The organism is Chryseobacterium salivictor, assembly GCF_004359195.1.
Lineage (GTDB): Bacteria > Bacteroidota > Bacteroidia > Flavobacteriales > Weeksellaceae > Kaistella > Kaistella salivictor.
The window spans coordinates 1531020-1543919 of record NZ_CP037954.1; the positions used below are offsets into that span (position 1 = coordinate 1531020).

Genomic DNA, 12900 nt, shown 5'->3' on the forward strand with positions numbered 1-12900 from the left:
TGTTCTTGTAACTTAATGGTTTTCAGTTTGTAAGCTCTGTTTAAGAAAATCTATACAAACCTTTTTTAATCAATAATTCAGCAAAAATTTCCTAAATTGCAGACACAAAAGAATAATTTTCATGAAACTATATCTTAATATCAATTTCAGAACGAAAGTAGGTGAGAATCTGCAGGTTTGCGTTTTTGAACACGGAGGAGCTGAGGGAAAAATTCATCCTTTACAATATACCGATAACGGAAACTGGTCTGCCGAACTGGATTATTTTTCAAAATCGATTTCCTATAAATATCAGTTGATCGATAATAAAGGGATAATTCTGGATGAGGAGTTTTCTTTGCATCACTTGAATTTCTCTCATAACTATGATGAATTCGTTATTTGTGATTTCTGGAATGCTAAAAATTTCCCCGAGAATTATCTCAATAATAAAATCTTAAAAAATAAACTCCGCCACTTTAAAGCTGAAAAGATTTCCGTCTTAAAAAAACACACCCATCTTTTCCGTCTGGAAGCACCGGTTTATCACCCAAACTGGAAAGTAGTAATTCTTGGAAATTGCGAAGAACTTGGCAACTGGCAATATTTAAAGACCGTACCGATGTTGCAAACCGATTTCGGGATTTGGGAAGCTGCTGTGGATATTGAGCAAGATCAAATGATCCAGTATAAATATGGATTAATGAATGCCGATTCCGGTGAGGTTTTCGATATCGAGTACGGCGACAACCGTTGGACGTTACCGAATACTGAAAAAAATGTGCTGCAGATTCAAGCGGATCATTTTTTCAAATTCAAATCCCATGAGATGTATCACGCAGCGGGCGTGGCAGTTCCTGTTTTTTCATTAAGAACAGAAAACGGTTTCGGAGTTGGCGAATTTCCGGATCTGAAAAATCTGGCAGATTGGGCGAAGAAAACAAATCTATCCATTTTGCAGATTTTACCGATTAATGATACGACTGCTAATTATGCCTGGACGGATTCTTATCCTTACGCCGCGATTTCAGTGTATGCGCTTCATCCCCAATATTTGTCGGTTGAGAAATTGGAGTATCCTTTATCAAAGGATTTGGTTCAGGAATTTAAAGCTGAAAAAGAAGCTTTGAATGCTTTAAGTCTGATTGATTACGAGCAAATGATTTCCGGAAAATGGAAATATATTACCATCATTTTTGAAGCCCATAAAGAAGAAATTTTAAAAGACCGCAACTTTAAAAAGTTCATTAAAGAAAATGAAGACTGGCTGATTCCTTATGCGGCTTTTTGTGTGTTAAGAGATAAATACAAAACGCCCAACTTTAATGATTGGAAAACGCACAGGAAATATATCGCCGGGAAAATTGCTCCTTTCTTCCTGCCAAAAAATAAAGAGTATGAAAATTCGATGCTGCATTCGTGGGTGCAGTATCAACTTCATTTACAATTAAAAGACGCCATCGATTATACCCATGATTTAGGGATTTCTGTTAAAGGAGATTTGCCGATTGGGATTTACCGCTATTCGGTAGAAGCCTGGGCAGAACCGGAATTGTTCGGTATGGATTTTCAGGCCGGAGCACCGCCAGATCAGTTCACCGATTTAGGTCAAAACTGGGAATTCCCAACTTATAACTGGGAAGCGATGAAAGAAGATGGTTACTGCTGGTGGAAAAACCGTTTCAAAGCTTTAGAGCAATATTTCGATGCGATGCGGATTGATCATATTCTGGGTTTTTTCAGAATCTGGAGAATGCCGATGAGCGCAACACAGGGAATTCTAGGCTATTTTTATCCAGCAGTTCCGGTGAAAGCTGAAGAGTTTTCGGCTAGAGGAATTTCTTTTAATGAAGACCGATACTGCAAGCCATTTATCAATGATCAGATTCTGTGGGATTATTTTGGGGAAGAAAGAGACGGAATCCGGAACCGTTTTATGAACAGTCATTTCGACGGGACGTATAGTTTCAAAGAAGAGTTTGATACGCAACGGAAATTAGCGGATTATTTTAAAACAAATCCGGTGGGCTCAGCAGGAGAACGTTTGATTTCGCTGGCCGCAAATGTTCTGTTCTTAAAAGAGCAATTAAGTGAAAAACAAGTGGTTTATCACCCAAGATTTAATATTGAAAAAACAGAATCTTATCACTATTTAAACGAAGCCGAAAAAAGGAAAATTTCTGATTTGTACGTCGATTATTTCTTCAAAAGGCAGGATGGTTTGTGGTATGAAAAAGCGATGGAAAAACTTCCGGTGATTTTGAATGCGACAGACATGTTGATTTGTGGCGAAGATTTAGGTTTGGTTCCAGAGTCCGTTCCTGTGGTAATGGACCGTTTAGGAATTACCGCTCTGAAAGTACAGAGAATGCCGTCGGATAATATCCCGTGGTACAATCCGAAAAACGCCGATTATATGAATGTGGTCACGGCGAGTTCCCACGACAGTTCTACACTGAGACAGTGGTGGCATGAAGACCGCGGTTTAACGCAGAAATATTTTCACGAACAACTTGGTCAGTATGGGACGGCGCCGTGGAATTTGGAACCTCAGTTGGCGGAGATGATTATGAAGCAGCATCTTTTTAATAATGCAATGTTGGCGATTTTTCCAATTCAGGAGTTTTTGGCAACGGAAAAAGAGTTGACGAATCCAAATATGGACGAGGAGAGGATTAATAATCCCGCAGTCTTCCCACATTACTGGAGATACAGAATGCATTTGAAGGTAGAGGAGCTTTTGAATCACGATAATTTTAATCAGAAAATTGCAGGTTGGATTGCTGATGCAAACCGAATTTAAAAAAAATGATATCTTTATTAAAAAAAAGATAGTTTGTATTTTTAAACGTTGATAATCAATATTTTGTATAAGAAGTTAGACTTATGGTTTAACTTCTTTTTTATTTAGGTATCCAAACAATATAACAGTAAAGAAATAGTTGTTTATTTTTTAATTGGGCTTATAATTAAAATAAAAAAACACGGTTTCCCTATCAGTTAAAATGATTAATTTAATACAAAGATTTTAATGAAAAAGATACTACTCGGTTTATCAGTGTTGATGATGACATTGGTTTCCGCTCAGCATTATCCGGATACTTATTCAAATAATAATTACGGTTCCGGTATTAATAATTACGGTGATAATGAAGATGAATATTATTTTCCGGATGATTATTATTACCAATATCCTGCCGATTATTATACCAGTGATTTGTATTATGATTATTATAATGACTATCGCAAAAGTATTTATGATGTAAACTGGAATCAGTTTTTTGCGGCGCACAGATTGTCACCTTGGCAAGTGCAGCAAATTATAATGTTGAATAACAGCTATCCTTCTTTCGCGTCATGGAGTTCTTATTACCGATACAATCCAGACAGATGGTATTACGATCGTTTTTATGCAATCCAAAGAATTTTAGGGCCGAACATTTTCGTTGTTTTCCAGAATAATTATTATCACGGTTACAATCCGGTGGTGTATTATCAGAATTATAACCGGAGACATTATGCGAGAAATGTTTACGTAGTTCCCCGATACCGCAATGTCAACATCAATGTTTATAAAGTGAACAGAGTTGCCTATCATCAAAGTAACCCGAGACAGAATATAGGTTTTCAGCCAGCCCGAAGAGAGGCACAAATTACCGCTCCGAACGGAACCAGAGATAATGGATTTAGAAATGATGTAGGTAATACCAGAAACAATTCCATAAGACCTGAAAATTATAATCAGGGGAATAGCGGGATTAGAGAACACCAGGCCGTTACCCGAAATAACAATATCAGAACAGAATCTCCAAGGTGGGAAAATAATCGGGAACTTCGGAATGATACAGGCAACAGACCAGAAACCCAAAGAAATAGCGTGCCTGCGAGAAAGATGGAAAATAATTCTGGGAATCGCGGAAATCAGAATAGTGAATCCAGAACGTCAGGTTCAAACTCAAGAAACTCGGGTTAGCGTTTTACAGCCCGATAATTTTAGATTTTAATGTTAATAATGATGGAGAGCAGTTTTGAAAGAAACTGCTCTTTTTCATACAATCTGTTTTTTTTGTGGCACAGTTATGGAGGTTCATGAAATACATAAACCAAACAATATGAAAAAGTTAATCACCGTTTTAAGTTTAGGCGCTTTTGCTTTAGGATATTCTCAATCTGCATCTTACAGCGATTACCAGCGAAGTATTACCGATGTAAATTGGGAGACTGTCGCAGCCAACTTACTATTAAGCCCACAGCAAAAATCAGATTTGTTTTCATTAAACAATCAGTATACCGACTACAATTCCTGGAATAATAAGTATGGGAACAATCCAGATCAGTGGACGACAGACCGATATTCATCTATTCAAAGAATAATGGGCCAGGATAAATATGTGAAATTTAAGAATAAGTATTACAAAGGTCAAAATCCGGTTGCTGTTTATAACAGGAACAAAAACAATCATAAAAAAGCCCAGGTAAAAAAATACAGCAGCATTCAGAGCAAGAGAGCGCAGCAATCTGTAAACGGACATAATACTAAACGGACATATCAATATACAAATGGGAATAAGTCGCACGGCAAAGCAAATGTGAACCATCAAAATGCCGGAAAAAAAAACGGAAAGGGTCATAAATAATTTTGTAATGATTAATAAAAAAAAGGAGAGCAAATATTTTGTTCTCCTTTTTCTTTTGTGGGTTTCTTAACAAAAGTTTATGAGTTTGGATTTTAACTATCTTTTAAAAACCATATCAAAAACATGTATAAGAACAAACCAATAAAGTATTATAATATGAGAAAATTAATTTTAAGTGCCGCCTTTTTAGCAATAGGAACATTTGCAATGGCGCAGCAAACAGAAAAGATGAAGCAAATGGATCCTGTGAAAATGGAACAGAAAAGAGCAGAACACCTGAAAAAAATGCAGTCAGAATTAAATCTTTCCGATGCGCAGGTCTCTAAAATCAAAGCCTTACAAGATAAAAAAATGGCCGAACGAATGAAGAATGCTCCACAAAAGCAGGCGGAAAGGAAAGCCAGGATGGAGAAGATGAACGCATTGAGAGCGCAGCACGAGGCGGAAATGAAACAGATTTTAACTCCGGAACAATACCAAAAATGGCAAGCCAATAAAAAACAAAAAATGCAGCATGAAGGAAAGATGATGAAAGGGAAAAGAATGATGGAAATGCAGAAAGCGAAATAACTGGTTCATAATTTTATTTTTTAATGTTAGGCGGAACACATGTTCCGCTTTTTTAATGTTCAATTTTTAATTATATTTGTTTAAATTGAAATTATGATGATCAGTACAAAAATAGCAGATTTGCTCAACGACCAAATTACCAACGAGCAGTACGCTGCACAATATTATTTATCAATGTCTGCCTGGTTTTCTGCCAGAGATTTAGATGGGATTGCCAATTATTTCCGTATTCAGAGTAAAGAAGAGTTGCTGCACGCTGACAAAATGTTTGATTACCTAAACGATGTGGGTGCTGAAATCAGAATGGGTGCCATTGAACAGCCTCCTTATGAGTTCGAAAACGCAACCGATATATTTGTAAAAGCTTTGGAACATGAAAAAATAGTCACCAAAAGTATTTTTAATATTTTAAAAAATGCCAATGATGAAGGTGATTTTGCAACCGTATCTTTCCTGCAGTGGTTTGTTACCGAACAGGTAGAAGAAGAAGCCAATGCATCTCAACTGGTAACCAAGATCAAAATGGTTTGCGAAAACCCCTCCGCTTTGTATCTTTTCGATCAGGAGTTAGCGCAGCGGGTTTTGGTTCCTCTAGCAGCGAATTAATCGATTAATAAACTATAAGGATGATTAAAATCTACCAACTGTGCTTCACCGTTTTTTCACTGTGGAGTTTTGCGCAGGATTATGCTGTTGCCGCAATACCCCAGAATCTTCTCGAAAATGCCAATGCGGTCATCAGAGAACATTCCGAGGATTATATTTTGAAATCAGTCAACGAGATGACGATAAAAGAAACTCACGTGGTGACAGTTATGAGTGCAGCTGGTGATCGGTATTCAACCATTTTAATTCCTTATAATCCTACTACCAAAGTAAACAACATTAAAGTTGAAATGTATGACAGGACCGGGAAAATGATTAAAACTTATGCCAGGAAAGATTTCTCGGACTATACCAATACCCCAAGTGCGGCTTTGTATGTTGATGACCGGATTTTAGTCCTTAAAACAATTTCTACAGCGTATCCTTTTACGCTGAAAACGTCCTACGAAACAAGCACGTCGAACACGGTTTATCTCAGTCATTTCTCGCCTTTTAATTCTTATAATATGGCATTGGAAAAAAGTACTTTTACCATTACCAATAATTCAGGAATTAAGATCCGTACAAAAATCAATGATAAAGCGTTGGCTAAAGTTTCGGAAACCAAAGACGGCAACATGTGGAAATATTCATATCAGAATATTCCGGCCATTACCCATGAGGATTTGTCGCCGAGTTTAGATTATTTGATCCCAAATGTAGAGTTCTCTCCGGAAAAATTTTCTCTTGCAGGAAGACAGGGCGATCTCACCGATTGGACGAGTTTTGGAAAATGGTATTATCATGATTTAATAAGTCCGGTTTCACACATCACTGCTGAAATTTCTGCAGAAGTTGTCGCTCTGAATTTATCGGGAACAACTTCTGAAAAAGTAAAAACGCTTTACCAATATATGCAGAACAAAACTAGGTATGTATTGATTGCGATGGGAATCGGCGGCTGGCAACCGATGCCTGCTTCGGAAGTGAGTAAAAAAGGATATGGAGACTGTAAAGCGCTCACCAATTATATGCGGACTTTACTGCAGGCAGCGGGAATTCCTTCTTATTTTGCAGTCATTTATAATGATGATTCTGTCATTACTTTTGATAAAGATTTTCCTAAAATGTCGGGTAATCATGCGATTTTAATGGTTCCTACAGAAAAAGATCCTATCTGGTTAGAGAATACTTCTCAGCGGATCGCCTTTAATCACCTTTCGTATTCCTCACACAACAGAAATGTTTTGGCAGTTGATGAAAACGGAATTAAAATCATCGATACGCCGACTTATAAACCGGAACAAAGCAAAGAATTATTGGTTGCCAAAGTTCAGTTAGAGGAAGACGGCAGCATTACTTCCAGTGCAAATTTCATATTCACCGGCGGACAGTACGATACGAATCTTGGTTTGTTTACTTTAAAAAATGAGGAGATTCAGGAGGCAATGAAAAGCCGGCATTATAATCTACAAATCGATAAAATTGCAGTTGATCATCTTTTGAACAATAAAGATGATGTGAAAATCAGTTATGATCTTAATTTGAAAGCCAAAAGCTTTTCTAAAAAACTCGGGAACGATCTGTTTTTTCCGGTAATGCCTTTCTATCAGACGGTTGCTTTTTCCTCAAATACCGAAAGAAAACTTCCGTTTGAAACGGCTTTTCCTTTTCAGGATGATTATGAAATAGAGTTTACGGCGCCTGTCGGTTATAAATTTGCCGACCTGCCTGAGCCTGCAGAATTTACTACGGAATTCGGTTCCTACTCTCTGCATTATAAAATGAAAGACGAAAAGCTTCTGGTTCATAGGGTTCTGACGATTAAAAAAGGAATTTATCAAAAAGAGAAATTCAAAGATTACGTCGATTTCAGAAAAAAAACAGCCAGCAAAGACAATACTAAAATGTTAATCTCAAAAATATGATGCAAAAATTTATTCTTTTTACAGCATGCTTCGTAGCAAGCATTGTTTATTCCCAACACAAATTTTTAAACGATCCTAAACTGTCTGAAGAGGATTTAAAAAGTACTCAATCTAAAATTGAAGTTGATGCTCCCGCAGAAATTTTATACCGCTCTGTGCATTTTATGATTGATTATAATGGCTATCTGACGCAGGAAATTGTAAGCCGGGTGAAAATTTATAATAAAGATAATGCCGGAGATTATCTGGATCACGAAATTTCGGTTTATGATAATGGCCGGGGCGACCGCGAAACCCTGAGTAACCTGAAAGCGGTGACTTATAATTGGGAAGACGGTAAAAAAGTAACCACGAAAATTGAACGTGATGAAAAATTTAAATCAAAAGAAGATAAAAATTATACCATTACCAAATTTGCCTATGCCAATGTGAAAAATGGTTCTGTGGTAGAGTATTCATACTCACTTTACAGTCCTTTTTTATCGTCAACACCAAGGATTTTGATTGAAGAAGAAGTCCCCGTGAAATACGTGGAGTATGTTTTTGACAATCCGAAACCGCTGGGCTACTCCATTAATTATAAAGGAAGTGTGACGCCTACTCATCGTGATAGCGGCGAAAGACAATTATATGGAAATGAATATAATACCTATAGATTTGCATACGAAAATATTCCTGCCTTCAAAGATGAGAAGTTTGTGCTGAATAATAATAATTATAAAACAGGTATTAAGGCAGAACTTAATTCTACGTCGATTAATAATGTTTTTAAGTCATATTCCTTGTCCTGGAAAGATATTCAAAAACGCTTGTACGAGCACGATAATTTTGGTTTACAGCTCAAAAAAGAAAATCTGATTAAAAATATTCTGCCGGCAGAAATTTTAGCTTTGCCCACCAGCATGGCAAAAGCAAATGCAATTCTGAAATTCGTACAAAAAAATTACACCTGGAATAAAGAAGATGATACTTTTACCGACAAAGGAATTAAAAATCTTTTAACAACAAAAATCGGCAATACCGCTGAAATTAATCTTCTTTTAACCATGCTTTTAAAAAGTGCAGCAATTAACGCTGATCCGGTTGTTTTGTCGACTGTAAAAAGAGGAATGTTGCTGGCTTACAATCCATCCATCTCCCAGCTTAATTTTGTCCTGGCATCTTTTGAGGAAAATGGCAAGATTTATCTTTTGGACGGCACCTCAAAATTGACGGAAATTAATATGATTTCCCCGCGGGCTCTTAATCAATACGGAATTGTGATGACCAAGAATGATGCAAAACAGATTAATGTATTGTTTCCCGAATTAAGTAAAACCGTACTATCTATTGATGCAAAACTAAAACCGGATGGAACTTTCGAAGGCCGTTTTGCCGATCGCGACACTAAATTATATGCGATGATTGCCAATGAAAATTATACAGATAATGAAAAAGTTTTTGCTAAAAATTATCAGGATGAATACAGATTCCCTTTTACCAATATGAAACACGGATTGCAGCCGAACAATGATTTTGAAACGAGTTTTGATTTTACTTCAGATACTTTTGTAGATAATATCGGGAGCAAATTAGTGTTTAATCCGTTGCTGTTTTTATATTCTCAAAATCATGGTTATAATCAAAAAGAAGAAAGGCGTGCGCCGCTTGAGTTTTATTCCGCCTATGATCGGGTGAAGAAAGTAACCATCGCCCTTCCTGATAATTATGTATTTGAAAATGTACCGGCTTCGAAAAAGTTTAGAACAGAAGACAACTCGATACAATACAGTTATGTAGTTACTCAGAACGGAAATGAATTAACGGTGGAGGCCACGATTACCATTGATGATACCGTTTTCCCGAAAGAGTATTATCCTGCTTTCAAACAGATTTATGACAATGTCACCAAGATGGAAGCGCAAGTGGTAACTGCGGTGAAGAAAAAATAATTCGACATTTTGAAATAAAAACCCTGCCTCCGGTTAAGAGGCAGGGTTTTTTATTACACATAAATAATCTCTGTTTCTACAACCTTCTTGCCCAGTTTTTCTAATACCGATTTGTATTCATCAACCTGCAGTTGATGTTTTTCCTGCTCATCACCGGTTTTGAAATCAATGATGATGAACCCGTTTCCGGTATCAATCAGCCGGTCCGGGCGGTATACGGTTGAAGTTCCATTTTCCGAAATCATGATATCTTTTTCATTAATGACGGTTTGATTTTCTTTGAAATATTTCGAATAATTTTCATGAGTAATGATATTGAAAATCCGATCATTGATTTGCGATTTTTCTACATCGGTAATCGTTCCTTCCAGCAAATAGCTTTCCAATACTTTTTCCACATCTTTTGCCGTATTGATTTGGGCTAAAATCTCGTGCGTGAAAATTCCCATTCTTACTTTTTCAACCCGGTTTTGGTAGTTTTTCGTAGGTGTTGCAATCTTAATCGCGTCCGGATATTTCTCTTTTTCGGTCGTAAGATGAATGGCTTTTGTTATAAATTCCGCGTTTTTTTTCTCCGTTTTCTTTCGCAGATTTTCATCTGAAACAGGATATAAATCAAATGAAGAAATTGGTTCTGCGGCTTCGTCTCTGGGGATTTTAGATTCCAGAAAATCGTAAATCTCTAGATGATTGGCCGATTTGTTAGGTTGTTCGATATAGAAAAAAAGCTGTTCTGCCGCTCTGGTGGTCGCCACATATTGCAAACAGAATTGATCAATTTTTTCCTGATAAGAATTTTCATAATTAAAGTCTGCGATTTCAGCATCATAAATTTCCAAAGTGCTGTCGAAGAAGTTGACATTCACAGAATTGAGCTGGTCTTCGGAACTGGTTCCAAACCAATAGCTGCTTTTTTTGGAACCTGCCGCATTTTTCATCGGTAACAGAACAACCGGAAATTCCAGACCTTTTGATTTATGAATCGTCATAATTTGTACCGCATCTACGTTTTCAGAAGCTTGAATCGTTTTACTGTTCGCTTCTTCATTCCAATATTTTAAAAATTCTTTCAAGGTAGAACCCGCATTTTGAGAATACGCGTAAAGCATTTCTAAATAATTGAAAAGAAAATCGGTTTCTTTGTCTTTTACCGAAAATTCATGTAAGAAATGTTCAATGAAATTATACAGATTCAGTTGCAGCAAATCCTTCGACTGAAGTTGAAGTCCGTATTTTTCTGCAATCAGAACTTCCATTTTTGATTTCGTTTTCAAAGCCAGTATTTCCATAATTTCATTGCTGAAATCCTCCATTTCAATTCGTCCTAAAACCTTTAAATAATAAAGCATTTTCACGACAAACTGAAAGTTTTTGGGATTTTCTTCCCATTTTAAAAACTCGGTTAACGCTAATAAAGTCAGCGATAAATTCAAGGTTAATCCTGATTCTGAAATCGTTTTAATGTAAACTTCTTCACCTTTATAGTTCGCTTTTAAATTCCCTAATAACTGAGAGAAAGTAAAAATATCAAAATTTCCGCGGCAAAGAATCGTGATGTCTGAAAATCGGTAACCGTTCGCTAAACAGCTTTCAATATCATCGCGCATTTTTTCCGTAGCATCTTCATAAAACATGATTTTCTTACTGGCATTTTCAATAAGATTAATTCTCACCCGACCTTCCAAATCGGATTTTGCTGCCTGCTGCGACCCGCTTCCGAAGATTTCCTGATGTTCTTTTTCAGTAAACTGCGACATATACTGATACAGTTGATTGTTGAAATCGACAATATTCTTTGCGCTCCGGTAATTGTTTTCCAGATTTTCAACTCTCGCTTTAACGGGTGAGTTTTCTTTTTGATTAATGATGTCCAGCATCAGTTGAGAATCGCCGCCACGAAAGCGATAAATGCTTTGTTTTGGATCGCCAACCAAAGTAAAACTCATGTGTTCCTGTGAAACTGCATGATCTCTTAACGGTAAAAAATTTTGCCATTGCAGTAAAGAAGTATCCTGAAATTCGTCAAAGAAATAATGAGAAAATTTCGTCCCTATTTTTTCATAAATGAATGCAGTAGGTTCTTTCCGAAGATTTTCATGAATCATAATATTGAATTTCGACAGTAGAACCAAATCGTTTTCCTGCTCGATTTCGGCTAATTTGTCCTGAATATCTTTATTTACTTTTAAAGGTAAAAGCGCATTGAGGATTTTTTGTTTCTTTTCCGCTTCAACGTGATTATTAATGATGTTTTTTCGGTGCTGTAAAAGGTGATCCAGAATTTCAAAAATTTCACTTTCTTTATGTTTGGATTTCGAGGAAGCTCCTTTCCGGATTTTCTCTTCTCTGCCAGTTTCCTGTTCTATAGTTTCATAGAGAAGCGGAATTTTTTTATGCAGGAATTTCTCGAAAAAACCACCGATTCCGTTCTTTCCGTCGGCAAAATCACCAATTTCCAGATCTTTTTCCTGCAGCAGAATCATCACTTCGTCGGCGATTTTCAGGGAGTTTTCCCTTAAATCTCTGATGCTTTGCCTCAGACTTATTTTCGTATTTTCGTAAACTTCCCAATCGAAATCTTTGTTTTCATTCAACTGGAAATAATGTTTGTCCTGAACGTATTCTTTTGCGGAATTATACAATGTTTTGTTGAGGTCGATCCGGTCATTATTATCCAGGGTATAGTTCACGAAATCCATAAATGCTTCAGAAATTTTATTTTCTTCACCGATATCTTCCAGCATTTTATCCACGGCTTCGATAAGAAAAGGCTCGGGATTGATTTCCAGATTAAAGTTTTGCGCTAAACCCAATTCCTGAGCAAAACTTCTCACCAGCTTTGAATTAAACTTATCAATCGTACCGATATTTAGAGTAGAGTAGTGGTGTAGAACGTAATCCAGCATTTTTTTGGAACGCTCGTGTAATTCTTTCAACGGAATAGTAAAACCTTCATTTTTCAATTTTTCCTGAATATTGATGAGGTCGTTATTCGATTCATAAGTGTCCAGGGAAAACTTTTTCAACCAATCGATGATCCGGTGTTTCATTTCATTGGCTGCTTTATTGGTAAAAGTTAATGCCAGGATATTTCGGATTTTATCAGCCTGAGAAGGATACTTTAAACAGATGGCTAACAGGTTCTGAACCAGTGCGTAAGTCTTTCCGGATCCTGCCGAGGCGTTGATTACTTTATAGTCGGGTTGCATCATTATATTTTATTGAGTTTAAAAATAGTAAAATAATTTGTCAATTCGGAAAAAAATCTTA

The 12900-nt window shown here is 36.6% G+C and carries 8 protein-coding genes; 7 read left to right on the top strand and 1 reads right to left on the bottom strand.

Translation table 11 applies throughout. The features are described 5' to 3' along the window. The first annotated feature begins 121 nt into the window (after window positions 1–121). The 7 genes from NBC122_RS07140 (at window position 122) to NBC122_RS07170 (ending at window position 9630) form a co-directional block, all read left to right on the top strand. Window positions 122–2782: a 4-alpha-glucanotransferase gene (locus NBC122_RS07140; protein WP_133439721.1), complete on the top strand. Its 2661-nt coding sequence runs from the start codon at window positions 122–124 to the stop codon at window positions 2780–2782. Window positions 2783–3010: 228 nt separating this feature from the next. After that, complete coding sequence (locus NBC122_RS07145) at window positions 3011–3952, top strand: hypothetical protein (protein WP_133439722.1); 942 nt, start codon at window positions 3011–3013, stop codon at window positions 3950–3952. A 139-nt stretch (window positions 3953–4091) separates the two neighbouring features. Beyond that, window positions 4092–4616: a hypothetical protein gene (locus tag NBC122_RS07150; RefSeq protein WP_133439723.1), complete on the top strand. Its 525-nt coding sequence runs from the start codon at window positions 4092–4094 to the stop codon at window positions 4614–4616. Between the two features lie 156 nt (window positions 4617–4772). Further along, window positions 4773–5186 (top strand): hypothetical protein, encoded by a 414-nt coding sequence (locus tag NBC122_RS07155; protein WP_133439724.1) that lies wholly within the window; start codon window positions 4773–4775, stop codon window positions 5184–5186. Between the two features lie 96 nt (window positions 5187–5282). Next, window positions 5283–5792 carry a ferritin gene (locus tag NBC122_RS07160; protein ID WP_133441075.1) on the top strand — a complete coding sequence of 170 codons (510 nt, stop codon included), beginning with the start codon at window positions 5283–5285 and terminating at the stop codon, window positions 5790–5792. 20 nt (window positions 5793–5812) lie between these two features. Further along, window positions 5813–7699 (top strand): DUF3857 domain-containing protein, encoded by a 1887-nt coding sequence (locus NBC122_RS07165; RefSeq protein ID WP_133439725.1) that lies wholly within the window; start codon window positions 5813–5815, stop codon window positions 7697–7699. After that, window positions 7696–9630: a DUF3857 domain-containing protein gene (locus tag NBC122_RS07170; protein WP_133439726.1), complete on the top strand. Its 1935-nt coding sequence runs from the start codon at window positions 7696–7698 to the stop codon at window positions 9628–9630. The genes NBC122_RS07165 and NBC122_RS07170 overlap by 4 nt, the downstream gene beginning before the upstream one ends. Before the next feature lie 53 nt (window positions 9631–9683). On the opposite strand, the gene NBC122_RS07175 is transcribed toward NBC122_RS07170, so the two are convergent. Further along, window positions 9684–12839: a UvrD-helicase domain-containing protein gene (locus NBC122_RS07175; protein ID WP_133441076.1), complete on the bottom strand. Its 3156-nt coding sequence runs from the start codon at window positions 12837–12839 to the stop codon at window positions 9684–9686. Between the last annotated feature and the right edge of the window lie 61 nt (window positions 12840–12900).